Genomic DNA, 22,945 nt, shown 5'->3' on the forward strand with positions numbered 1-22,945 from the left:
GTGGTTGCTCAGGAGGCTTGCTGGTGGCCTCTTGTTCGAAACGGCCGGTTTGGTGCTTCGGCGGGGACCGCTGGTCCGCAATGCCACAAGCCCATTGCAGCCGGCAACCCGGTAATTTTCTGCATTCTGGCATGCGAGGCGGTCCCTCGAACGATGCGTGCAACAGGGCCGAAAACCGTCGCCTTCAGTGCTCAGGCGGATCGATTCGTGACAACCCAGGTACAGGTCGCGTGTTCGAGGGGTTACTGTGCGGTCAGCCCCCAGGCGATCACGGCCCTCCGCAATGTCGCGGCGCGGTCGTTTCCATCGAACCCAGCCTCGTGATTCCTTCATCGAGGGTTGCCTGGAAGGCCTGAACACCTCGTGCGTATTCTCAGACGACTGCCCGTAGCCACCCTCATCGCCGCCGTCGCCATCAGTTCAGGGGCTCCGCTGGCGTACGCCGAGCCGGTAACGCCGGCCAATGCCAGCGCGGCGTTCGCTGTCGAAGACGGCGCGTACCCGTTCCGTTCCGCCGCGCTCGCCACCACTGGGGCCGATCTGATCGCGGGAGACGGCAATATCACTCTCACCTCCTGCTCCGGCCCGTACCAGATCATGGTGTGGGCGCGGAACCTCAAGAGCGAGGACTCTCGGATTTGCTTCAAGGCCGCGAACACCGGCTACCTGGCGGTCAATGTCCCCCGTGCCTTCCGCATCGAGACCATGGGGCGTGACCTGAGCGCCCAGGTCACGATCAACAGTCAGACGTCCAGCCTGAGCGTGCCGAGGGGCACCTCCAAGGGGTTCGGCGAGTCCAACCCGACGGATCCGCAACAGGCCACGCTGCTGGAGATGCGGGTGACCGGATCTGCGACCGCTCCCGTTCAGCCCTCTGGTGACCAAACGTATGCGTTCACGGGCAAGCTGACGATCGGGGACAACAAGCGGTTCTGCACCGCGACGCTGGTGGACCCGCGCTGGGTGCTCGCGGCGAAGAGCTGCTTCGCCGCTAATCCCGTCGAGAACAACACCGTCGCGGCAGGGGCACCGAAGGAGAAGACGACCGTCACTGTCGGCCGGACCGACCTGGCGACATCCGGCGGCCACACTTCGGACATCGTCGAGCTCGTGCCACGCGAGGACCGGGACCTGGTGATGGCCCGGCTGGACAAGCCCGCCTTCGGCACCACGCCTGCCGCCGTATCCACGACCGTGCCAGCGGCTGGTCAGGAGCTGACCGTCGCCGGTTTCGGCCGCACCCAGGCCCAGTGGGCGCCCAGTAAGATCCACACCGCTGCCTTCTCCATTGGGACTGTCGCCGCCACCGGCATCGACCTGAGCGCCAAGTCTCCTGTGGATGCCACCGTCTGCAAGGGCGATGCCGGCGCCCCGGCGGTGCGGAGCGAGAACGGCAAACCCGCGGTCGTTGCCGTCGGAAGCCGCTCCTGGCAAGGCAGCTGCCTCGACAGCAGTGAGACCAAGACCGGTGCGTACGGCACCCGGGTCGACGACCTGGGCCAGTGGATCGGCTCGCTGACCTCACGCCGGTCAGCGGCGGCCAGCGAGGCCGGCGGCAGCGACCGCATCCGCTGGGCCGACTTCGACGGCGACCGCAAGCCGGACTACATCACCATCGCCGACAACGGCGAGATCTCCGTCTACCTCAACCACGGCGGCGACCCGGCCGGAGCCAACGGCTGGCAGCCCCTCGGAAAGGTCGCCGCCGGCATGACCAATGACCGCAGCCGAGTCCGCTTCGCCGACTTCGACGGCGACGGCAAGGCCGACTACATCGTCATCAACACCGACGGCTCCCTCGATGTGTTCCTCAACCAGGGCGGCGACCCCGCCGGCGGCTGGAAAGCCCTGGGCAAGGTCGCCGCCGGCCTGACGAAGGACGCCACCAAGATCCGCTTCGCGGACTGGGACGGCGACGGCCGCTGCGACTACATCGTCTTCAACGACGCCGGCGCGTTCTCGGTCTACCTCAACCGCGGCGGTGACCAGTCCGGCAACGGCTGGCCCGCTCTCGGCCAGGTCGCCGGCGGCGTCACCAACGATCGCAGCCGCGTACGCCTCGCCGACAACGACGGAGACGGCAAGGCCGACTACCACGTGATCAAGCCGAGCGGCGCTGTCGATCTGTACCTCAACCGCGGGGGCGACGTCGCCGCCAACGGCTGGAAGACGATCGGTCAGATCGCCGGCGGCGTCACCACCGACCACACCAAGGTCCAGTTCGTCGACTTCAACGCCGACACCCACGCCGACTACATCCTCGGCGGCGCCAACGGCAGCGCCACCGTCTACGGCTGGAACGGCGGCGACGTGCCCGGCGGCAACGGCTGGACCAACATCGGCATGGTCGCCGGCGGCGTCTGACCCCGCCGCGACATCGGCACCTACGGCTGACCCGGCTTCGTACGCCTGGCTCTGCTATCCGTCCGCCCGGCCCCCTCATGAGACCGGGCGGACGGATCGTCTGCTTCCGCCACGCCCTGCCTTCAGCTGCCCGGGCGCCAGCCGAAGAGGCCGGCCCGGCAGCCAACCGTTACCGACACCCAGGACATGATGAAACGCCTCACGTCACTCAGCTCGTTCACCCTCGCCGTACTCACGACAACTGCCGCGATGGCTCTCGGTGCCGCTCCCGCGACGGCGGCTCCACAGCCGACACCGCCCCTACTCAAGATCATGCCGCTGGGTGACTCGATCACGCAGGGCGCCCACAGCTCGCACGAGAGTGGCTATCGGACAACCCTGTGGGACCAGCTTGCCAAGCAGTCCCGGTACACACCCGACTTCGTCGGTTCCAACTCCTCCGGCCAGGTCGGCGACCCCGACCACGAGGGCCACAACGGCTGGACCGTCGGCCAGGTGGACAGCAAGATCGACGGGTGGCTGGCCGCGGCCGAGCCGGATGTGGTCCTCGTCCACCTGGGCATCAACGACCTCAACCAGCACTTCGGCGACGGCCCCACCTCCGCGCACAAGCTGTCCCGCCTCATCGACCGCATCCAGGCCGACCGCCCCGGCATCACCGTCATCGTCCAGGGCCTGCTCCCCGACACCACCGGATACGAAGACCAGGTAAGGGCCTTCAACACCATCATCCAGGCGGAAGAGGCACCCCGACGCGCCTCCGGACAGCACTTCACCTACGTCGAGCCCCCACGCCTGAGCGTGCCAGCGGAAATGCCCGACGGCCTGCACCCCAACGACCAGGGCTACCCGAAAATGGCCTCGGTCTTCCAGGACGGCATCGAACGGGCCGTATCCGACGGCTGGACCGTGCGCCGGCCCGTCCCCCGGGCCGGGACTGAGGCCGGCGGCAGAGGACCCGACCGGTGGGCCGACTTCGACGGCGACGGCCGCCCCGACCACCTCACCGTCGAAGACAGCGGTGCCGTCAACGTCCAGCTGAACCAACCGGTCCCTGGCAGCGGCAGTTGGAAGGCGCTCGGGCAGGTCGCCGCGGGACTCACCAGAGACCGCGCACGTGTCCGCTTCTGCGACTTCGACGGTGACGGGAAGGCCGACTACATCCTCGTCAGCCCCGACGGCTCCGTAAACGTCTGGCTCAACCGCGGCGGCGACACCGGCGGAGGCTGGCAAGGCATCGGAAAGGCAGCCGGCGGGACCACGACCAATCAGGATCAGGTCCGCTTCGCGGACTGGGACGGCGACGGGAAGACCGACTACCTCACCATCGCCGACACGGGCGCTGTCAACGTGTGGCTCAATCGCGGCGGCGACAGCAGCGCCAACGGCTGGATGCCCCTTGGCCAAGTCGCCGGCGGCACCACCACCGACCGCAGCCGAGTGCGCCTGGCCGACTTCGACGGTGACGGAAGAGCCGACTACTGGACCATCAGCCCCAACGGATCCCTCCAGACCTACCTGAACCGCGGCGGAGACCGCCACGGAGGCTGGCAGGCGCTGGGACAGACCGCCGGGGGCGTCACCACCGACCACAACCGCGTCCATCTCGTCGACTACAACGCCGACACCCACGCCGACTACCTCCTCGCCGGAAACCGCGGCGGCTTCAGCGCCTACCTGTTCAACGGCGGTGACACCACCGGCCCGAACGGATGGACCCACATAGGCGACATCATCGACAGCAACTGACCAACTGCCCGCAACCTCGGTCCGACGGCACCGCCGAGAGTACGAAATACTGTGGCCGAGGTGGCCGATCCCTAGTCGTCGGCGGTCCGGACCGCCGATCTCCGTACGCCCTGGCCAACAGAATCCGTCTGGCCTCCGGGCATGGGGCGGCCTATTTTCTCCGCGGTCTCGCCCGCCCGGGCAGAAGCCATCCGCATGTCATCAACTCCCGTGAGGGGCCAACATCATGTCCTTCAGCACGCCCGGATCACAGCCGCCTCCGCAGCCTCATCCACAGCCTTTGCCTCAAACGGGCCCAGCTCCGCATCAGGTCCCCTATCAGGGCCATCCTTACGCCCACGGGCCTGTCCATGTGGCTCCGCCTGTCCCTCAGGGTGTGGTGCTGCGCTCCCCGACGGGCCTTGCGACAGCCCTGACCTGGTCGCTCGGCGCAGCGGCCGCAGCACACCTCTTCTCCGCTGGCGCGGGGGTGTACGAGCAGTCTTGGTTGCAGGGATTCGCCGGGAGCACCCGCTTCGACGACCTCGAACTCGGCCTGTCTCCCGCCCTCACCATGCTTGCCGGCGTCCTGCAGTTCCTCACGGTGCTGCCCACGGTCGTCGTCTTCATCGTCTGGTTCCACCGAGTGCGGAGCAACGGCGGCATCTTCCGCCCTGACGTCTTCACCCTGGGCCGCGGCTGGGCCATAGGTGCCTGGTTCGTCCCCGTGGCGAATCTGTTCCTGCCTCACCGGATCGCGCGGCAGACCTGGCGTGCCAGCACTCAGCGCGGCCCCGACGGCTCCGACCGCACGGCGCCCGCCGGCCTGCTGACGTCATGGTGGGTGGTCTGGGTGCTGGCTGCGATCTCAGGCCGGGTCTTCAGCAAGATCTACATGACGGCCGAGACCGTAGACGAACTGCTCTCGGCGGGACTGCTCGGAATCGCCTCCGACCTGATCACCATGATCGCCGGCATACTCGCCATCCTCTTCGTCCGCAGGCTGACGGCGATGCAGAACACGATGGCGACCGAGGGCCCGTATGCCTCGGTATGACGTGACTGCCGCGCCCAGCACACTGGAACGGGCTCGGCGGGGGGCCCGACACCACATCCGCAGAGTCGGCCAACTATGCGCGGCCGAACCCGACCGCGTGGCCCGGATCGAAAAGCTCGGAGGACGCATGCAGGGGGCGACCTCAGCCGGAGGGCGCGGCGCTCGGCGGAAGGCGTCCGAGACGCCCGCGACATGCCTCCCAACCCCGAGTAAGGAGCGGGCTACCTGGGCCGGAGCCAGTGTTGATCCTCTCCCGTCCTGCCGACCCGCCCAGGACCCCGGCTGGGGGTCAACTAGCGGCGTCGTACCTGGCCAGACTGGCCAGGTACGACACTCAGTCACAGGTCGCGTGACCACGGCGAGTCACCTGGACGAGACCATCTCGGCGCCGGAGTGCAACGTCGATGCGGCCGTGGTTCAAGGCCGCATACAGGGCGCCGTGCCCGCAGCGGTGCTCGGCCAGCAGCGTTAAGTCCACCGGCGTCCTCACCGGCCCGTCCGCGCACAGCATCGCGTCGGTCAGCTCGAACAGTTCGTCACGGGCGGTGGACGCGCGCAACAGTGTGGACCGGCGACTATGAGTCTTTCCAGTTCGGAGTGGATTCCCGCGTGAGGCGGCGGCTCGTCAGGTCTGTCATCGCCAGCTTGATCATGGCCTCAGAGCGGTACGGGTGGGTTTCGTAGTCGCGGGCGAGGCGTCGGGGGTGCATGAACCAGCCGAACGTCCTCTCCACGACCCAGCGGCGCAGGATGACCTTGAAGCCTTTCCGAGCAAGGTCGCGGTGGACGACTTCGACGTCGATGCCGAGGCGGGCGCCGTGTTCGATGGGCTTGGTGCGGTAGCCGTTGTCGGCCCAGGCCTTGGTGACGTGCGGGTGGGCCGGCGCGATCTGTGAGCGCACCTGGATGCCGCTGGCGTTGTCGGAGACGCTGGCCGCGGTGACGAAGACGGCCAGGAGGAGGCCGGGAGTGTCGACGCCGATGTGGCGTTTGCGGCCGGCGATCTTCTTGCCCGCGTCGATGCCCTGGCTGGCTGCGGGCACGTGGGCGGAGATCTTGACGCTCTGGGCGTCCAGGATGCATGCGCTTGCCTCGGGGTTGCGGCCCTCGGCCTTGCGTACCAGCCGGCGGAGGAGCCCGTCGAGCTGGTCGAAGACGCCGTCTTTCTGCCAGGCGGCGAAGTAGCCGAAGACCGTCTCCCATGGCGCGAAGTCGTGCGGCAGGTAGCGCCATGGGATCCCGGGGCGGTCGACGTAGAGGACTGCGTCCATGATCCGCCGCAGGTCGCGCTCGGGCGGCTGGCCTATGTCCAGGCCTTTCCCTCTTCGCTCGGCCCGCCAGGCCGATAGGGCGGGCTCCATCAACTCCAATCGGGCGTCGGACAGGTCACTCGGGTACGGCCGCTGTCGGGGCATGTTTCGGTAGTATCGGCGACAGTCTCACGTCCACAGGGCGCAAACTGAGGTGGTTGGGGGCGCATTGGGGGCAGACAGGAGCGAAGGGGTCGAAACGGACCCTCGGCCGTCGTCACCCGCCCAGATGCCACGAAGGCAGGGGTCGGGCCGTCACGGCCGCACGTTCCAAGATCGGTTGAGATACGGCTCCCTACCACCATTAGGGGTGGAACACCAGCGGGTCGGACGCCTGCTCTGCGTGGACTCCGGTCCGCCCCGGGAACTGCCGGTCCAGGACCGCGCGGGCCTTGGCCAGATCCCCGTCTATCCCAACCTCGATCTTCCCGGTCCCCGTGATGCGGGTCGAACTGATCATGAACCCGTCGCCCTTGGTGTGGTTCACCCAGTACTGCAGCACGAGCTCCTGAGGGGTGTGCGCGCCGCCGTCATCCGGCCTGTAGGCGACCGGTGCCGTCTGGCCGGGGAAGCGGGTATCCAGCACCGCGCGCGCCTTCGCCAGGTCTCCGCACACCGTCACGTTGTACGTGCCGGGCATGCTCAGACCGACCCCGCAGATGGTGAACCCCTCGCCGGTGACGGACATGATCTGTCCTGCGGTGTCACCGGGCGAGGGCGTCGGCAGCGCGAGAGCGGAGCCACTGTGACCGGTACCGCACCCGACGAGGAGCATCGCGGCCAGAACGATGGCGGCGGTGCGAGCGGTGGTCCGTATCACGAAGCTCCCCTGTCAGGTCAGGTGTTGAGGCTGAATCCCATCTTGTTCACAATGGCAGACATACCGATGAAGGCGACACCCTCATAGCATGTGGTCCCACTGTTGGCGACACTCCCGGCCGGGCACCCCACAGTGCTACCCCAGGAACCACTGATCAGGCCTCGGGCCTGCATGTCGTTTCCGTAGGTGCCGTCCGCGCTGGTGACAACCGGGCCACCACTGTCACCCCGTGCCACCGCCATGCTGGTGTCGGTCCGTATCGCCTGGACGACGTTATACCGGTCGATGCCGCCGATGTTCATCGTCACCCCGGCGTACTTCACCAGGAGGTTGCAGTGGATACCGGACATTGAACCCGAGGTGCACACATAGTCGCCGGCCTTGTTGAGACCCCAGCCCGCAACGTGCTTGTGGAACCCGGTCGGGTCGTTCCACGCCCCATCGTAGAACTGGTTCCCAGCCGCGCTGCCCACGTTCACGAACGTCGTGTCATAGTCGGTGTTGGAGATCCCGGCGTATCCCTCGTTGACACCCTGGGGCGTGGTGAACGCCCCAGACGTCCCGCAGTGCGACGCGGTCAGGATGATATTGCTGCCCGTGCCCGTATACGTACCGCCGAAGGCAGATGTGCACCAGGAGCCGTCAGGGTTGACCAAATGCGCACCGGCCCAGAACGGTGCGACGTCGGAGGACCGAGTGCTGGTGTCCTCCGTCTCCGAGGCGGCGGCCGCCTGCACCGGCACACCGGCCAGCGTCTGCGCACGGGCAGCAACATCCACCGCGGACGCGCTGGTGATCCGCTGCGCCGAGATCGGGTGAGTCGTGCTCTTCCCGAACTTCCCGAACTTCGCGGACGGAGCGGGTTGCGACGTAGGCGAGTTGTAGGTGACGGACAAGCCACTGCCATCGGGAAGGACCGCGATGGAATTCCACGCTGCGGCCGGCTCCGTAGCCGCGTCCTTACCCTTGACGGCCTTCTTCAAGGCGTCGCGGGCCGCCTCCAGCTCCTGCGCGGAGTACGCGGCCGGGGAGACCGTCACCTTCAGACCCTTGGCGGCGGCACTCGCCTGGACATCCTTGACGTTCTGCGGGACACCACCCTTCCAATACAGGGAAAGCTCACCCGTCTCCGGGTGCACCACAACTCCGCCGTAGCCGCCGACGTGTTCAGCCTCCGTGCCGCTGGTGCCGGTGATCTGATCGGCGAGAGCGTCCAGCTGGGCCTGCCGCTTAAGGGTCGCCTTGTCCACCGTGCCGAGGGTGGAGGAGGTCGGGGACCCGGCAGTCACCGGCGTGTTCTTCGACGGTGACGAAGCCACGGCAAAGGGGGCAACGGCCAGTGTGGCGGTGATCATGGCCGCCGTCATGACGGCTGTGGTCAACTTGCGGGGCAAAACTGCTCCTTCGAGGATGAAGATCAGGTCGCGCGCCCACCAATCTGTCATATGTTCGAATCACCGTCAGCTGCTTTCCCTCACAGCTGAGCACCACTCAGAAACGTTGCACACCAGAAGCGACGGCAGATGGTTGAGCAGCAACTGATCCGGGCCACGTCTTGCCCCCCAGTCGCCGGAAGAACCACCCCGGTGTCCAGGCCCTGGCCGAGGCGCTGGAGCGGCACTTCCGCACCGGCGTCCGGGCCAACCTGCACGCCTCTTGGCACCCCACCGAGGCCGGCTCTGGTCCACTTCTTCTGGGGGCTCACGGACAGTGATGTCAGTGGTGTGTGGTCGGATGGCCGGACTCTGTCGTTGATCCGCCGGGAGGCCCTCATGACGTACTCGTACCCGTCACTGACTCGTGCCTTGGCCGAGGCTCTGGTCGATGTCCTGTGGTTCATCGACGGTAGCGAGGACGAGCAGATGGACCAGGACGACGCGGTCAAGGTCATGGAGGGTGTGGGCCATGTGGTCAGCACGCTGCCGAGTGATCAGCGACAGGAGTTGATCGATCTGGTCGGGGAGATGGCAGTCGCCGAGAACAACCCAGGTCGCCGCGAGTTCCTGGAAGCGTTTCCAGAGGGCTTCGGGTTGATCGACGACGCGCCCTGAGCGGCCTTGTCAGGAGTAGAGCAGGACGCGCTTGCGGAGGAGTTCGAAGCCGGCGCGGCCGAACATCTGCCGTTTGAGCATTTTGATCCGGTTGACTGCGCCTTCGACCGGTCCGGAGTTCCAGTCGGTGGTGCGTCCGGCGGTGACCGCATCGAAATCGCTTTCGAGCCCGGCCGCGAAGGTGCTGATGCCAGGCAGGCCGGCGGTCACCGCCTCGGTGATCCATTCGGGCAGGCGCAGGCCGTCGAGCATGGTGAGAATTTCCGCGAACGAGCTCGTCAGTTCGGCGGCGCAGGCCAGTTCCGGGATGCGGTCGAGGACCGCCTTGCGGTGGACCTTCTTCTCTTCGGTCAGGGTGGCCGGGTGTCGGGTGATCCAGCCGGCTACCCGTCGTACTGACGGCGGGGGCGGGGCGGGAGTGAAGCCTTCCCGCTGAGGTAGATCGCGGCGGATCCACTCGCACACGATGGTGTAGTGACCGCGGAAGCCTCGGGCAGTGATCTCCCGGAAGAGAGCGAGGACAGGCACCCTTCCAGCAGTCTCGGCCAGCGTGCGGCCAGGTAGGGCTTGAACGGATCGAGCTTGCTCGGAAGCTGCCGCTTCCGCCCCTTGACCATGTCCTGCCAGGACGCTGCACGAGCGTATCGCTGCACGGTGTGTCGACCCCATCCCAAAGGATGTGCGACGGCCCGCAGGCTCATGCCCTGGGCGAGGAGCTCGTGGGCAAGAGCGTCGTGCATCCGGGCCCGCTCGGCGAACTGCCTGACGGGATGTCCACTTCATCGTCCGGATCGGTGACTTCTCCGGTCGGCGTCTCCCAGAGGGGTTCCAGCTCGGGGACCGGAAGCGGTAAGTCACGCAGGTTGGAGCGGTGGGCAGCCACCGTCTTCTCGACGGCGGAAGCGAGGTTCGGCCAGAGGTGGAACCGGTCGGCGACCTGGAGGGCTTGGGGCGCAGCGGTGTCGGCTGCTTCGGCGTAGGCGCCGGCGCGGTCGCGGCAGATGACTTCGATTCCGGGTGGGCCGCGAGCCAGGGGACGAGGGTGGCTGCATCGCGCTCGGGCAGCAGGTCGAGAACCCGGTGGGTCTCGGCGTCGATCACGACGGTGCCGTAGACATGGCCGCGGCGCAGGGCGAAGTCGTCCACGCCGACGGCGAGGGGCTCGGTCGGTGCCGGGTCGGGCAGGTCCATCACCCGCCGCAGCAGCGTATTGCGGCTGGTCACGATGCCCAGATGCGTGGCGAGGCGTGCACCGGCCCGCCCGGCGAGCGCCAGCCCGACCTTGCTCATCGTGGACCGCAGGCGCTCGGTAGTACGACCGTGGCGCCTGGTCAGTCCCGGTACCTGCTCGACGAACGTGCGCCTTGGACAGGCCGGCGCCGCACAGAGGAACCGGCGGACCTTCAGCACCAGCACGCACGGCCGCCCACCACAGGCCAGGTCTGTGGGGAAACGCTGGTAAGAGCCGTGGACCTGAGCTGACCAGCCTCCGCAACCAGGACAGCAAGCGCCGCTCGCGGTTGCCCGTGCCTCGACGCGTATCTCTTCACCGTCCGACTCGACGGACGTGATCGCGACCATCGTGTTCGAGGGAAACAACAGCTCTTCGACCGCAGAGGGATCTTTGCTCACGGCGACCGAATGTCGAGCACGCCAGCCATACGAGGAGCGAAATCCGGGCGACCTGGGAGCACCTGAAGCAGAGATCAACAACTACAACGAGTAGTCGCCCACACAACTTGGGCCAGACCCTTCTTCGGTGGAACGGACATGAGGGCGCCAGGTGCGCGCGGCCGGCGCGGGCGAGACCGAAGACGAGCCAGACCAGTCCCGCCGTGGCCACCACCTCCGCGAGCCATAGGTGCCCGGTCCACCGCTCGTGGGTGGAGAGGGCAATCAGCGGCTTGCCGAACATGGCGTCGGCCAGCACCACGCCCCCGACGGCCCCGGCGACCTGGGCGGGCAGGTAGGCGGCGACGTCGCACAGGGCGGGGCCGTCGCCGGTGCGTCGGCCGGTGAACCAGGCGGCCAGGGTGACCGCGGGGTTGAAGTGCGCTCCGGACACCGGGGCCAGGAAGGCGATGAGCACGCCGAGGCCGAAGACGGTGGCCAGGGAGTTGGCCAGCAGCTGCGCCCCGACGTCGTGGGTCAGTTCGGTGGCCTGGATCCCGGATCCGACCACCACCGCGACCAGCGCGGCCGTCCCCAGGCCCTCGACCGTCGCCCGCCGTATCAGCGGCGCCGCCGCGCTCACTCGGGTGAACCTCCTCGTTCGGTCCGTTCCAGCCGACGCTGCTGTTCCATCCTTGGGAGCGACAGCACCTTCCGCTCTCATGGGTGCGCCCGAGGAGGCCTGCTTGATCGTCCGGTTCTGTACCACCGTGGCCCTTGCCACTGCAGGAGCCACGCTCCTGGTGGCCCTTGCCGCTGCCCCGCCGGCGGCCTCGCGCACCCTACCGCGGGGACAAGAAGATCTGAGCGTGATGTCTGATGCGGAGTACGCGGTCGCGTACGGGGAGGACCGTGCCCAGGCCGCCGGCCTGGCAACCGCCGCCACGCCGCACGCACGAACCTTTGCGGCACCAGGAGGCGCCAGCCACTGGAGCGTCGTCAGGTTCGTCAGCACGGACGGTGAAGGAAAGGCCATCCCGACCCGGGAAGGGAACAGCATTTTCGGTTGGCAGCATTTTTCCGGACGGCACAACATTCGCGACCCCAAAGTCATCAAAATCGTCACCAGCGAGCACCCCGTGAAGAAGGGTGCGCGGCGCGAGTACGGAGGGGTGCTCACCAACCGTCTCGGGGCAATCCTCGCTCGCATCAAGGTCGTTGCCCAGTACGACTACAAGACCGCCGACGGTGAATACCAACTCTCCGACCAAAGCCAGAAGATCGGCACCATCACTGCGTACTGTGAGCGGGTGTCACGGAACAGGTGCCCGGATGCGGTGAACGAAACATGACACCACCGCCCCCCACGCCCTTGGGCGACGACGCACAGTCGGATCCGGCTTCCCCCTGGCAGAGCGGGGGACTCACTCGGCTACAGGCCGCCCTGGTCAGGGCCATGCTCCGGTGCACGACGACTCCCCTTGGAGGCGGACCCGTCGTCCGAGCGGTCCTCCCCCTTCCGCAGCAGCCCGACGTCGTACGTGTGGTCGTCTGGGATGGGGTGACGCTGACGACGTCTCTGGCATACGACGTGCCGCTACTCGATCGCGTCGGGCACGACATCCCCGCCGCGGAGTTGGTGGCCGCCGTGCGCAATCTGGTGCGTCACCCTTCCCCAGAACGGCACAACGAGGCCGACCTCGTCCGGGAGGCTCACGGGATCCCCGTCATGCCCAGCGAAACCCTGCGCGAGTTCCTCGACACCCGCCCCGCCGCCCTGGACGTCACCGACTCACTTCACGCCGCCGCCACCGCCCTCACCACGGTGGCGGGCACCGGCGAGCAGGACCTCCTCCTGGTCGGCTTCCTGCTCCTCGATTCCGGGCGAGCACGGCTCTACGTCACCGGCAACGCCCAGGAGGCCCCGTGCGGACTCGATGTCGCTCTACGGGATGAGGACGGGGTGCCCAGGGCCGGGATCACAGGCCTGGCGGCAGCTCTGCCCAGTCTCATCGCCGACGACCAGCTCCGCTACAACCCCTCCGACAAAACCGACCCCTACTGTTCCCAGGTGTTCGACCTCACCCACTGGTGAGGAAGGGGGACCATCCGCACAGACAGGGCCGAAGCAACTCACGGAAGGCGACCGCACGGCGTCTGCCGGCTCGTCACCGCTTCTCCATACGGGCGGCGGAGCGGGCGGGATGAGGTTCGACCGGGCCAAGGCGGCCAGGCGCTGTCGGCAGCCGCGTCGGGTTCCCAGGCAGTTGCGGCTGCGGTGACGCCTACGCCCTCCACACACAACCGCAGCCCGCTCCACTCGCCAAGGACGAGGAGCAGCGGCGCAAAGGTGAAGCCGGTCTGCGCCGCGGCCCCCGCGGCACCCCCGGACAGCGACCGCCTTGCCGCTCGCCGCACCAGGAGGCGTCGAGCGCCGGACGCGGCGATGCGGCACGAGCAGGCGCGACTACATCGCACCATCCGACACCGGTTCGCAACATAGGTGATTCCGGCCAGGGCCGCCTGGTCCGGGACTCGCAGTCGCCCGGGATGGCGGTGGCGTCGCTCGGGAGCGGGCGGCGGCGACCGGACGTTGGAACAGCAGCTGGGGGCGGTTGCGTATGTCGCTTGGCGACCTGACGGTGGCCGCCGCCGTTCCCAAGGGGGCGGGAGGTGGCGGTGTCCCCATCAGTCCCGGGTGTGGTCGCGAAGAGCTGGTTGGCTGGCCCGGCGGGACTGTCGGCGAGTGATGCACCTGGTCATGAGCGTGATCGCGGCCCAGGTGATCAACGATTCGGAGTGCCGTACCGCCCACCGGGGCCGGGAAGTCGGGGGGCGGCGCCGCCAGCACGCCACCGCGGCCCTACCCACCTGGGCCATACACGCCACCCCCGCCAAGAACACCCGACCACCGCCTGGAGCGACGGGTTCGAGGTCGGCGAGGGGTGAGCGGGCCCGGGGCCGGGCCGTGCTCAGTGCCCGCCAGTCAAGATCCACAGCCTGCAACCGGGCACCTCCGCCTGGTCAGGATTCACCACACCACACACCCTGATCCGGCGCGGGTTGAGTCCGCCCCGGCAGGGGCGTCGTCCTGCCAGCCCTACAGGGCCACCTCGTCGTCACGGAGCTGCCACATCGGGGGCTGCCCGGACGGCGGTCCGGCCAGGACCCGTAGCTGCTGCGGGCGATATTCGTCGCGCGCGTCCTCGACGCTGAAGCCGGCCGAGGCCAAGACCGCGGCCATCGCCTGCATCATCGCGGCCCTGATCGCGCTGGAGTGCCGCAGGACCGGATCGTCCAGGTGCTTCAGCCCGAACGCGTGGCTCGCGCATGCCCGCAAACGGGGGCTTGCCTGCCAGCCGACGAACACCCCGCCCGCCGCGTCGGCTCCGTCGTCGATGTCCACCTCGGCGCCGCCGGCCAGGACCGGGTTCAACCCGGCGAGCACAGGCAGGCCCGCAGCCGCCAACTCGTTGCGGACCTTCCGGGCGAGCGCCTCCAGGGCTGCGGACTCTTCAGCATCCACTCGTTCGAACACCCGATCAATCTAGCCAATCACAGCGAGGAATCCTTGATGAGGGGCACCGCAACTGCACCCTGCACGGCCCAGGCTGGCCGCCCCGGCCTCCGCCGTCGCGGTCGCGACCGACGCCGCGTTCGATGAGGCAATTGCCCTGACCCGGTGCTTGGAGCTGCCGCACATCCGTCGGACGATGGTGGACATCATCCCCACCGCGAAGGCCCAACGCTGGTATCCCGCCGAGATCGTGCGGGCCCTGCCGACGGAGGAAGCCGCCGGCCGCGACGCGGCGAACCTCCACACCCGCCGCACTCGGGCTGCCTTCCCGACCGGCAAGACCTTCCACATCTGGAACGAGGAAGCGTCCTCGATTCCAGTTCCCACGCAGTCCGCGCTGCGGACTCAGGAATGGGTCGGCCGGCGCGAGAACCTCTGCGTCGTCAGCCCCACCGGGACCGGGAAGTCGCACTTCAGCGAGGCGCTCGGCCAGTCCGCCGTCGACGCCGCGATGACGCGCCGGGATCCGTCGTAGGCGAACCCGAGGATCCACAGGTCAAACCAGAGCTCGCCGCGCATCCGCCCCCTGTCGTCCATGAGCTTGAGGTAGACGGGCTGGTGCACGCACGTTTCGAAGCGGCTCTTGACCCAGCCCTTCTGGGTATTCGCTTCCGGATGCTTGGCGCACTCGGTCCGTAGGTCTTCCTGCCGCGCCACGGCCGCGGTGGTTCGCGGGCCGGTCGTCGGACTGGGTTCAGCGGTGGCGGAAGCGGCTGAGCCGAGGCCGGTGACGAGGGCGAGTACCGACGACAGGGCCACCGCCGCGGTGTGGCAACGACGACGCCGGCAATTCACGCGCTCTATCCCCACCAGGCCCGCGTTGCCCTTGGCTGCTGTCGACTTCACCGGCGGCCGGCTCGTGCACGGCAACATCGACCACCCCTCGACGCCCTCACCCGTCAGGCCGACGCCGACTACATCCAACTCCGCCACTCACGCTGGCCACACACCCGCAACCCACACCTGTTCCTCAGCTTGCAGACCGCGCGCACTCTCGCACGCCGGTCACCATCGGCTGGATGCAGCCCTTACTCCAGGACCTTCCGGTCACCGCCCAACGACTCCGCGAGGACCGGATCCTCGAAGAGGCCGCCGTCACCGGCGACGACCCGCAACACCCGTGCGCGGTTTTCAACACCACCCCCGACACCGGACTGCGCTACACCCGGACATTCCACCCCGACCCCTTGTCCGACCGAGACCAGGAGGACACGCCTGTTGTGACTGATTTCCCAATGACCGTCGTCAAGCGTCGAGGGTGCCTACTGGATCATGCCGAGGCATGCCGGAATCTCTCCCACAGAAAGGCCGGCGAGGCGACGCCAAAAGCGTTGTCGGGGAAGCCGACGTCCTGTGCGGTGGGTACCCGCTCTACTCGGAAATCGTGAGCGCCCCCACGGAATGCGACGACGTCCTCCGCGATCCCGACTACCTCCAGGAGGGTGTCCAGGACCTTGTCGGCTTGCGCCCTGCCCGGCGAAGGCTTCGTTACGGAGCCTCAGAAACCCTGGTGCAGGTGACGACCCGGGTCCGTCCTGCCTCCACGTAGTCGGGGAACGTCAGCACCACCTTGTTCTTGCTGTAGCCGACCTGCATATTGCGGTAACCCTTGTCCTGGTTGTCCGTCAGCCCACCTGAGATGGTGTACGAGCCTGCCAGTACCTTCTCCACCTCCTTGGGCACGTCATGCACGATGTACGGCTTGTGTGGTTGCCCGATGGCCACCGACAGGTTGCCCGCGGCGAGGGACCAGGTGCCTTCCGCCCTCCACGGGTTGTCCTCTTCACCTCCCATCACCACCCAGCTCCCACCTGGCCGCACCGTGATCTTGGCCCGGTCCCCGGTCTCGGCCTCGAAGTCCCAGGCCCCTTGGAGGAAGGCGTCCAAGGTCTGGAACTTGACGCTGGTGGAGTCACCGCTACGCGAGCAGGCAGCCAAGGCCGCAGCCACGACACCGGCCAGCCCGTACCGCAGTGCTGTCCGGCGACCCATCAGGCGTATGACATCCCGGGTGTCCATCGGAATCGCTCCCCCTGTCCTCGCCGTCGCGACGCGAAGCACGACGTGCACGGCCTACAACATCGCCGCAAGGGTGGCCAGGAGCCACAGGAACAGCCTTCGATGGCTGAACCTCATCAGGGTGTGCGAAACCGTTACCGAGAGACACCCGGCGTGCACAGATTTGATGTGCGGGGCGCGCAGAGTTGTGTCAGTGGGACGGTCCTCAGTCCACGGAAAGCCTGCGGTGTGTACGCCGGGTGCCGGACGCCGAGGTCCGTCGGGTTGGATGGCACCGTGGCGAGACGACCCAAGACGAAGAAGAAGCAACCTTCTTTCGGCATACCGAGGGAGATCATCCTGCTGTCCGGGCAAAACGTGTGGCCCTTCACGTTCGTTGCCCATGGCTGGGGCGGCGGATGTGGCAAGGTCCCGATGCCCGCCGATGCGGCCCTTGAGGACGTGCAGACGGCGATCTTCACGCAACTCGCGGACTATACCCGCACAGTCCACGGCGTTGAGATCGAAGTTGAATGGTCTTCCCTGACGCCGGATTCGTGGGTCGGCCGCTCCCGGTGTGTCACTGCGGAGGAGCCTCCTCCGCCTGGCGCGGTACCTGAAGTCGGCTGACCACGGACCGGCTCACCGGGCACCGAAGACGTATGCACTTCGACACCGAATCAATCGGAACCGAGCCGTACACAGCCGAGGATCCCGGCCGTCAGGACCAAGTTCGTGGTGCCAACGCCTCCGAAATCTCGAACTTGGGCGCTTTCGTCGGTGACCGACGGCGCGGCAGCGGGTCCGTACGGCTCGGCGGCGGCCCACTGGTCCGGGGCGGGGTCAGTGGCGGGTGGTGGCGACGGTGAGGCCGAGGCCGATCAGGGCGATGCCGCCAGCGCCGCCGATCATCGACAGGCGTCGGTCGGAGCCGGTGAACCAGGCCCGGGCGGCCGAGGCGCCCAGGCCCCAGACGGTGTCGCAGGCCAGGCCGATGCCGGCCGGGATCAGGCCGAGGATCATCATCTGCAGCGGGATGCTCCCGGCGTCGTGGTTGACGAACTGCGGCAGGACGGCGGCGAAGAAGACCAGGCCCTTGGGGTTGGTGGCGCCCACCAGTAGGCCGTCCAGGACCGTGCGGAGATCACCGCGCCGCTCGCCTTCCCCGGTCGCCAGGCCGGCGCGCAGCCGGCCACGGTGGCGGTATGCCTGGACACCGAGGCAGACGAGGTAGGCGGCGCCGGCCAGCTTGACGGTGGTGAACACGGTGGCCGAGCTCTGGACCAGGGCGCCGACGCCGAGGGCGACGGCCAGGACGAGGGCGTAGCAGCCCAGGAGGTTGCCCAGGACGGTGGCGAGCGCGGTGCGGCGGCCGTGGGCGAGGGCGCGGCCGACGACGAACAGGACGCTCGGGCCGGGGATCGCGATCACGACGAGGGACATCGCGGCGAACGCGAGGAGGCTTTCGGTACTCACCATGAGCCGGTACTTCCTGATCTGTGCCATGCGGCCGGAAAGGGCTGCGCGCGTTGCGTGATGTGACGAGGGGCGGTCCCGGCGCGCGGGCGGGCGGCTACCGGGAGAGGACGGCGAGCTGCGCGCGGGGAAGGCGGGCCAGGTTGGCGGAGCCGATCTGGAGGGTGCGGTCGGCCGTTCCGGCGCCGCAGTAGACGGGCCGGTCGGGTTCCGCGACCGCGGTGTCGATCAGGCACGGCACCCCGGGCCGGTGACTGACCGGCGGGACGCCCCCGGGCGCCAGGCCCTCGGCGGCGAGCAGGGCGGCGTCTGCCGTGCGCAGCCGGGAGCGGCTGGTGCCGAGCACGGCCGCCAGGTGGGCGTAGTCCACCCGGTCCTCCGCGCGCAGCGCCACGAGCAGCAGCGGGATCTCCGGGGTGGTGAAGGCGAGCGTCTTGACCGCCTGCGACCAGGGGAAGGGCAGGGCCTGGCGCTCTTCGACGCTGTGCGCGGCGGCGTGCTCGTGGACGGTGTACGTACTGCCGTCCGCGTCCAGCACGGCTCGCCAGGGTGCTTCGGGCGTACTCATGGAAGAAACCTGCGCCTTCGGCTCGGAAGAGGAGGGGAGTCGACCTGCGGCCGGGCGGCGCGCGGTCTGTCCCTGATCCTGATCGACATGGCGAGATCCGATCAACTGATTGTGAAATCCTGCAATCGTGATCACCCTGCGCTTCGCCGAGACGGCCGAGGAGGACATCGCCTTCTCCATCTCACCCCTGCTCGAAGCCGTGCACTCCTGGCACGTCCTGACCGACCCCGGCCACCACGCCCTGCACGTGCCCTGGGTGAGGCGGTGCCGCCGCCTGCCCACAGCCCTGCGCCGGCGGATGCGCGAGCACGGCTTCGTCGTGGCCGACTACATCCCCGCCCTCTTCGAAAGCCGCGCCGGTGATCACGATGCCGACTTCGCAAGTCAGCTCGCGGCCGTACGGGCACTGCCGCCCACCCTGCTGGCCGCCGAACTCGCCCGCACGCTCGTCGACACCACCCTCCACACCGGAGACGACCTCGTCGACGACCCCGCCACCCGCGACGCGGTCCTCGCCGAATACCGGGACAGCGATCCCGACCGGGCGGCACGGCTGGAGAGCATCCTCACCGACCCCTTCCCCGTCCTCGACGACGCGCTCACCGTGCTGGAGGACTACTGGGACGCCGCCTTCGCCCAGGAGTGGGAGCGCATCGAACCCTCCCTGTACGAGTCGATCGCCCGCTCAGGCACCCGGATCGCCCACCAGGGCCTGCTCCCGATGCTGCGCACCCTCGCCCCCCAGATCCGCGTCGACCCCGCCCGGCGGACCCTGCGGCTCGACCGCCCGCACGACCACGACATCACCGTCACCCACAAACACCCCGTGACGTTCACCGCCAGCCACTACGTCTGGCCCCACGTCCGCGTCACCTGCGACGCCCCCTGGCCCCTACGGATCACCTACCCCGCCCTGCCCCTCGCGCCGGCCTCGACCGCCCGCCCCACCAGCCAGGAAGACACCCTCACCGCACTCCGGGCCCTGGCCGCTGCCCCACGCTTGCAGATCATCACCCACCTCGCCGCCCGGAGCCGTACCACCCAGGAACTCGCCACCCTCCTCGGTCTGTCCCCCTCCGTGATCTCCCGCCACCTCCACCAACTCACCCAGGCAGGACTCACCACCACCCAACGCGAGGGCTACTACGTCCTCTACGCCCTCGCCCCCGACCGCCTCGACCAGATCGCCACCACCCTCATCACCCTCGCCCCCAGGCCCGAGACCTGAGACCTGAGACCTGAGACCTGAGCGAACGCCGGGCAAGCCCCCGAGGGCATCGCCGGAAGCGATACCTGTGTCGTCAACCCCTCTGCCGACCCCTGTGCATCGAAGTTGTCCCAGCCCAGGCCAACCAACTTGCACAGTCACACCGGGTATGTGACCGTGCGCGCTGGTTGGCCCTTGAGCACGCTTGTTGGCACTGTGTGCGTGCTACTGGCCTGTGGAAGAACCGTGGCCGGAGCGTGCGGGGTCAGCTGATGAGGGGGCTGCGGCGTTCGAGGAGGACGACGTCGCGCCATGTGCCGTGGTGTTGGCCGATGCGTTCGCGGGTGCCGATGATGCGGAAGCCGGCGCGCTGGTGGAGGGCGAGGCTGGCGGTGTTCTCCGGGAAGATGCCGGACTGCACCGTCCAGATCCCGGCGGCGTCGGTGGAGGCGAGCAGCGCTTCCAGCAGCGCAAGGCCGACGCCGCGGCCGCGGGCGTCGGGGTGGACGTAGACGGAGTGCTCGACGACGCCGGCGTACGCGCACCGGTCGGAGACCGGCACCACGGCGGCCCACCCCAGCACACGGCCGCCGTCGAGGGCGACCAGGCGGTGGGCGGGCAGCTTGGCCTTGTCGAACGCCTTCCAGGTCGGGGCGGTGGTCTCGAACGTGGCGTTGCCCTCGTCGATGCCCAGCTGGTAGATCGCCAAGACCTGCTCGGCGTGCTCCGGCCCCATGGGCGCGATGCGCACGCCGGTCTCGGCGGCGGTCACGCTGCGGGGTCGATGCCGAGTTCGGAGAGCAGGCCGCGGATGCGGCGCTCGATCTCGTCGCGGATCGGGCGGACCGCGGCGACGCCCTGCCCGGCGGGGTCCTCCAGCTGCCAGTCGAGGTAGCGCTTGCCGGGGAAGTAGGGGCAGGCGTCGCCGCAGCCCATGGTGATCACCACGTCCGAGGCCTGCACCGCTTCGGTGGTGAGGGCCTTGGGCGTCTCGGCGGAGATGTCGATGCCGACCTCGGCCAGGGCCTCCACGACGGCGGGGTTCACGGTGTCGGCGGGGGCGGAACCGGCCGAGCGGACCTGGACCCGATTGCCGCCGAGGTGGGTGAGGAAGGCGGCGGCCATCTGGGACCGGCCGGCGTTGTGCACGCAGACGAACAGCACGGACGGGACGGGGGATGTGCTCATCAAGCCAGGGCGCTTTCTTCGGTGGAACGGGCGGGAGCGAGGGGCTGCTGCCGGGCATGGGCGACGACGACCTCGTTCTCGTCCTCGCCTGCGGCGGCCGGGCGGCCGAAGCAGAGCGCGACCAGGCCGAGACCGGCGGCGGCGCCGATCAGCTGGGCGGCGAGGAAGGGCAGCACGGAGGTGGGGGCGATGCCGGCGAAGGTGTCGGTGAACGCCCGGCCGATCGTCACGGCCGGGTTCGCGAAGGAGGTGGAGGAGGTGAACCAGTACGCCGCCCCGATGTAGGCGGCGACCAGCAGCGGCGCGAGGTGCGCGCGGCCGGCGCGGGCGAGACCGAAGATGAGCCAGACCAGCCCCGCCGTGGCCACGACCTCCGCGAGCCACAGGTGCCCGGCCCACCGCTCGTGGGTGGAGAAAGCGAGCAGAGGCTTGCCGAACATGGCGTCGGCCAGCACCGCGCCGCCGATCGCCCCGGCGATCTGCGCGGGCAGGTACGCGGCGACGTCGCGCAGGCCCGGGCCGTCGCCGGTGCGCCGGGCGGTGAACCAGGCGGCCAGGGTCACCGCGGGGTTGAAGTGGGCCCCGGACACCGGTCCCAGGAAGGCGATGAGCACGCCGAGCCCGAAGACGGTGGCCAGGGAGTTGGCCAGCAGCTGCACCCCGACGTCGTGGGTCAGTTCGGTGGCCTGTATCCCGGAGCCGACCACCACCGCGACCAGCGCGGCCGTCCCCAGCCCCTCGACCGCTGCCCGCCGTATCAGCGGCGCGGACGCGCTCACGCGGGAGCCTTCGCGGACATCGCGGGGATCTCCAGCAGCGCGGACAGCTTCGCCAACGCCTCGGGCAGCACCCAGTAGTACACCCACGTCCCGCGCCGCTCGGACCCAACCAGCCCGGCCTCGCGCAGCACCTTCAGGTGGTGGGAGATCGTCGGCTGCGAGACGTCGAAGGGACCGGTCAGGTCGCACACGCACGCCTCGCCGCCCTCGTGCGAGGCGATGAGCGACAGCAGCCGCAGCCTGATCGGGTCCGACAGCGCCTTGAACATCCGCGACAGCTCAGCCGCGGCCTCCTCACCCAGCGGCTCACGGACCATCGGCGCGCAGCACGCGACGTCGTCCTGTCCGAGCACCGGCAGACCAGCTTGATTCGACATTTCTCTATGTTGACAGTCATCTAATCGGGTGGCAAGGTCGACTGTATTGATAAGCGTCGAAACAAGTCGTTGGGAGACCGTCATGTCCCGTGTCCAGCTCGCCCTGCGCGTCGCCGACCTCGAAGCCTCGATCGCCTTCTACTCCAAGCTCTTCAACACCGAGCCCGCCAAGCGCCGTGACGGCTACGCCAACTTCGCCATCACCGAGCCTCCGCTCAAGCTCGTCCTCATCGAGGGCGAGGCCGGCGAGGAGACCCGCCTGGACCACCTCGGCGTCGAGGTCGCCACCACCGAGGACGTCACCGCGGCCACCACCCGGCTCAAGGACACGGGCCTGGCCACCTTCGAGGAGAACGACACCTCCTGCTGCTACGCCCTCCAGGACAAGGTGTGGGTCACCGGGCCCGGCAAGGAGCCGTGGGAGGTCTACGTCGTCAAGGCCGACTCCGACACCTTGGGCAAGAGCGCCGCAGGCGCCCCGGACGCCTGCTGCGGCACCACCGCTTGCTGCACCCCCGACGAGCAGACCGTCGACCCGGCCCAGACGCCGGCCGAGGCCAAGGCCGTCGCGGGATGCGCCTGCGGCAGCTGACCAGGGCGCCCCGCACCTTTAGGGCCGTTTGGGAGGGCTCCGAACTGAGCGCGGTACTTGGCCGGTGGGGCCAAGTACCGCGCTCAGTCACACCGGTTGTGACTGAGCGCGCTGTCTGGCCCCCAAGGACAACTCCGATGCTCAGAGTCGGGACCGAGCGCGATAGATGGCGGATGAGCGTCTTGGCTGGCGGAGTGAGCGAGGAAGAGGGCAAAGGCTGGTTCCAGGGTGACCAGGCGGCA

24 protein-coding genes and 3 pseudogenes are annotated in these 22,945 nt (G+C 68.6%); 11 read left to right on the forward strand and 16 right to left on the reverse strand.

Going from position 1 to position 22,945, the window contains the following annotated elements:
• Nucleotides 1-363 precede the first annotated feature (363 nt).
• The 3 genes from ACZ5NJ_RS02920 to ACZ5NJ_RS02930 all read left to right on the forward strand — a co-directional run bounded on the left by ACZ5NJ_RS02920 (nucleotide 364) and on the right by ACZ5NJ_RS02930 (nucleotide 5,149).
• Nucleotides 364-2,364: an FG-GAP-like repeat-containing protein gene (locus ACZ5NJ_RS02920; protein ID WP_468762046.1), complete on the forward strand. Its 2,001-nt coding sequence runs from the start codon at nucleotides 364-366 to the stop codon at nucleotides 2,362-2,364.
• A gap of 312 nt (nucleotides 2,365-2,676) precedes the next feature.
• The gene (locus ACZ5NJ_RS02925) at nucleotides 2,677-4,113 is read left to right on the forward strand and encodes an FG-GAP-like repeat-containing protein (protein ID WP_468762048.1); all 1,437 of its coding nucleotides are present in this window, start codon (nucleotides 2,677-2,679) and stop codon (nucleotides 4,111-4,113) included.
• A gap of 376 nt (nucleotides 4,114-4,489) precedes the next feature.
• Nucleotides 4,490-5,149, forward strand: coding sequence for a DUF4328 domain-containing protein (locus tag ACZ5NJ_RS02930; RefSeq protein ID WP_468762050.1), 660 nt, complete (start codon nucleotides 4,490-4,492; stop codon nucleotides 5,147-5,149).
• Nucleotides 5,150-5,531: 382 nt separating this feature from the next.
• On the opposite strand, the pseudogene ACZ5NJ_RS02935 reads toward ACZ5NJ_RS02930, so the two are convergent.
• The 4 genes and pseudogenes from ACZ5NJ_RS02935 to ACZ5NJ_RS02950 form a co-directional block, all read right to left on the reverse strand.
• A pseudogene (locus tag ACZ5NJ_RS02935) lies at nucleotides 5,532-5,711 on the reverse strand (transposase); the annotation flags it as partial.
• A 13-nt stretch (nucleotides 5,712-5,724) separates the two neighbouring features.
• Nucleotides 5,725-6,564 (reverse strand): IS5 family transposase, encoded by an 840-nt coding sequence (locus ACZ5NJ_RS02940; RefSeq protein ID WP_468762052.1) that lies wholly within the window; start codon nucleotides 6,562-6,564, stop codon nucleotides 5,725-5,727.
• A gap of 199 nt (nucleotides 6,565-6,763) precedes the next feature.
• On the reverse strand, nucleotides 6,764-7,279 hold the full coding sequence (locus ACZ5NJ_RS02945) for a hypothetical protein (protein ID WP_468762054.1): 516 nt from the start codon (nucleotides 7,277-7,279) through the stop codon (nucleotides 6,764-6,766).
• A gap of 17 nt (nucleotides 7,280-7,296) precedes the next feature.
• Nucleotides 7,297-8,724, reverse strand: coding sequence for a chymotrypsin family serine protease (locus ACZ5NJ_RS02950; RefSeq protein ID WP_468762056.1), 1,428 nt, complete (start codon nucleotides 8,722-8,724; stop codon nucleotides 7,297-7,299).
• Nucleotides 8,725-9,051: 327 nt separating this feature from the next.
• On the opposite strand from ACZ5NJ_RS02950, the gene ACZ5NJ_RS02955 reads away from it, so the two are divergent.
• Nucleotides 9,052-9,330 (forward strand): hypothetical protein, encoded by a 279-nt coding sequence (locus ACZ5NJ_RS02955; protein WP_468762058.1) that lies wholly within the window; start codon nucleotides 9,052-9,054, stop codon nucleotides 9,328-9,330.
• A gap of 9 nt (nucleotides 9,331-9,339) precedes the next feature.
• On the opposite strand, the gene ACZ5NJ_RS02960 is transcribed toward ACZ5NJ_RS02955, so the two are convergent.
• The 3 genes and pseudogenes from ACZ5NJ_RS02960 to ACZ5NJ_RS02970 form a co-directional block, all read right to left on the reverse strand.
• The gene (locus tag ACZ5NJ_RS02960) at nucleotides 9,340-9,795 is read right to left on the reverse strand and encodes an ISL3 family transposase (RefSeq protein ID WP_468762060.1); all 456 of its coding nucleotides are present in this window, start codon (nucleotides 9,793-9,795) and stop codon (nucleotides 9,340-9,342) included.
• A 232-nt stretch (nucleotides 9,796-10,027) separates the two neighbouring features.
• Nucleotides 10,028-10,911, reverse strand: a pseudogene (locus tag ACZ5NJ_RS02965) (ISL3 family transposase).
• Entirely contained in the window at nucleotides 10,877-11,584 is a 708-nt protein-coding gene (locus ACZ5NJ_RS02970) for an aquaporin (protein ID WP_468762062.1), read from the reverse strand. Before ACZ5NJ_RS02970 ends, ACZ5NJ_RS02965 begins: the two are co-directional and overlap by 35 nt.
• Before the next feature lie 103 nt (nucleotides 11,585-11,687).
• On the opposite strand from ACZ5NJ_RS02970, the gene ACZ5NJ_RS02975 reads away from it, so the two are divergent.
• The gene (locus ACZ5NJ_RS02975; protein WP_468762063.1) at nucleotides 11,688-12,293 is read left to right on the forward strand and encodes a hypothetical protein; all 606 of its coding nucleotides are present in this window, start codon (nucleotides 11,688-11,690) and stop codon (nucleotides 12,291-12,293) included.
• Nucleotides 12,294-12,670: 377 nt separating this feature from the next.
• Entirely contained in the window at nucleotides 12,671-13,036 is a 366-nt protein-coding gene (locus tag ACZ5NJ_RS02980; RefSeq protein WP_468762064.1) for a hypothetical protein, read from the forward strand.
• Between the two features lie 1,005 nt (nucleotides 13,037-14,041).
• Here the strand turns inward: ACZ5NJ_RS02980 and ACZ5NJ_RS02985 are convergent.
• The gene (locus tag ACZ5NJ_RS02985) at nucleotides 14,042-14,479 is read right to left on the reverse strand and encodes a hypothetical protein (protein WP_468762065.1); all 438 of its coding nucleotides are present in this window, start codon (nucleotides 14,477-14,479) and stop codon (nucleotides 14,042-14,044) included.
• 73 nt (nucleotides 14,480-14,552) lie between these two features.
• On the opposite strand from ACZ5NJ_RS02985, the pseudogene ACZ5NJ_RS02990 reads away from it, so the two are divergent.
• A pseudogene (locus tag ACZ5NJ_RS02990) lies at nucleotides 14,553-14,975 on the forward strand (ATP-binding protein); the annotation flags it as partial.
• Here ACZ5NJ_RS02990 and ACZ5NJ_RS02995 read toward each other — a convergent pair.
• Nucleotides 14,864-15,451, reverse strand: coding sequence for a hypothetical protein (locus tag ACZ5NJ_RS02995; RefSeq protein ID WP_468762067.1), 588 nt, complete (start codon nucleotides 15,449-15,451; stop codon nucleotides 14,864-14,866). The pseudogene ACZ5NJ_RS02990 and the gene ACZ5NJ_RS02995 sit on opposite strands and share 112 nt — an antisense overlap.
• Before the next feature lie 86 nt (nucleotides 15,452-15,537).
• Here ACZ5NJ_RS02995 and ACZ5NJ_RS03000 point away from each other — a divergent pair, with 86 nt between their 5' ends.
• Nucleotides 15,538-15,906, forward strand: coding sequence for a hypothetical protein (locus tag ACZ5NJ_RS03000; protein WP_468762069.1), 369 nt, complete (start codon nucleotides 15,538-15,540; stop codon nucleotides 15,904-15,906).
• Between the two features lie 100 nt (nucleotides 15,907-16,006).
• Here ACZ5NJ_RS03000 and ACZ5NJ_RS03005 read toward each other — a convergent pair whose 3' ends face one another.
• Nucleotides 16,007-16,588, reverse strand: a complete 582-nt coding sequence (locus ACZ5NJ_RS03005; protein ID WP_468762071.1) for a hypothetical protein — start codon at nucleotides 16,586-16,588, stop codon at nucleotides 16,007-16,009.
• 225 nt (nucleotides 16,589-16,813) lie between these two features.
• On the opposite strand from ACZ5NJ_RS03005, the gene ACZ5NJ_RS03010 reads away from it, so the two are divergent.
• Nucleotides 16,814-17,146: a hypothetical protein gene (locus tag ACZ5NJ_RS03010; protein ID WP_468762073.1), complete on the forward strand. Its 333-nt coding sequence runs from the start codon at nucleotides 16,814-16,816 to the stop codon at nucleotides 17,144-17,146.
• A gap of 213 nt (nucleotides 17,147-17,359) precedes the next feature.
• On the opposite strand, the gene ACZ5NJ_RS03015 is transcribed toward ACZ5NJ_RS03010, so the two are convergent.
• Both ACZ5NJ_RS03015 and ACZ5NJ_RS03020 read right to left on the reverse strand, forming a co-directional pair.
• Complete coding sequence (locus ACZ5NJ_RS03015) at nucleotides 17,360-17,995, reverse strand: LysE family translocator (protein WP_468762075.1); 636 nt, start codon at nucleotides 17,993-17,995, stop codon at nucleotides 17,360-17,362.
• A 94-nt stretch (nucleotides 17,996-18,089) separates the two neighbouring features.
• Nucleotides 18,090-18,560: a YbaK/EbsC family protein gene (locus ACZ5NJ_RS03020; protein ID WP_468762077.1), complete on the reverse strand. Its 471-nt coding sequence runs from the start codon at nucleotides 18,558-18,560 to the stop codon at nucleotides 18,090-18,092.
• Between the two features lie 127 nt (nucleotides 18,561-18,687).
• Between ACZ5NJ_RS03020 and ACZ5NJ_RS03025 the strand changes: the two genes are divergently transcribed.
• On the forward strand, nucleotides 18,688-19,788 hold the full coding sequence (locus ACZ5NJ_RS03025) for an ArsR/SmtB family transcription factor (RefSeq protein WP_468762079.1): 1,101 nt from the start codon (nucleotides 18,688-18,690) through the stop codon (nucleotides 19,786-19,788).
• A 244-nt stretch (nucleotides 19,789-20,032) separates the two neighbouring features.
• On the opposite strand, the gene ACZ5NJ_RS03030 is transcribed toward ACZ5NJ_RS03025, so the two are convergent.
• From ACZ5NJ_RS03030 to ACZ5NJ_RS03045, 4 genes are read right to left on the reverse strand one after another with little or no spacing between them, the layout of a single operon-like run.
• Complete coding sequence (locus ACZ5NJ_RS03030) at nucleotides 20,033-20,503, reverse strand: GNAT family N-acetyltransferase (RefSeq protein WP_468763127.1); 471 nt, start codon at nucleotides 20,501-20,503, stop codon at nucleotides 20,033-20,035.
• 32 nt (nucleotides 20,504-20,535) lie between these two features.
• On the reverse strand, nucleotides 20,536-20,955 hold the full coding sequence (locus ACZ5NJ_RS03035) for an arsenate reductase ArsC (RefSeq protein WP_468762081.1): 420 nt from the start codon (nucleotides 20,953-20,955) through the stop codon (nucleotides 20,536-20,538).
• Nucleotides 20,955-21,734, reverse strand: a complete 780-nt coding sequence (locus ACZ5NJ_RS03040) for an aquaporin (protein ID WP_468762083.1) — start codon at nucleotides 21,732-21,734, stop codon at nucleotides 20,955-20,957. The genes ACZ5NJ_RS03035 and ACZ5NJ_RS03040 overlap by 1 nt, the downstream gene beginning before the upstream one ends.
• Nucleotides 21,731-22,111, reverse strand: a complete 381-nt coding sequence (locus tag ACZ5NJ_RS03045) for an ArsR/SmtB family transcription factor (RefSeq protein WP_468762086.1) — start codon at nucleotides 22,109-22,111, stop codon at nucleotides 21,731-21,733. Before ACZ5NJ_RS03045 ends, ACZ5NJ_RS03040 begins: the two co-directional genes overlap by 4 nt.
• Before the next feature lie 82 nt (nucleotides 22,112-22,193).
• Here ACZ5NJ_RS03045 and ACZ5NJ_RS03050 point away from each other — a divergent pair, with 82 nt between their 5' ends.
• Complete coding sequence (locus tag ACZ5NJ_RS03050; RefSeq protein ID WP_468762088.1) at nucleotides 22,194-22,703, forward strand: ArsI/CadI family heavy metal resistance metalloenzyme; 510 nt, start codon at nucleotides 22,194-22,196, stop codon at nucleotides 22,701-22,703.
• Nucleotides 22,704-22,945 lie beyond the last annotated feature (242 nt).

The sequence above is a fragment of the Streptomyces sp. NPDC032091 genome (genome assembly GCF_055580265.1).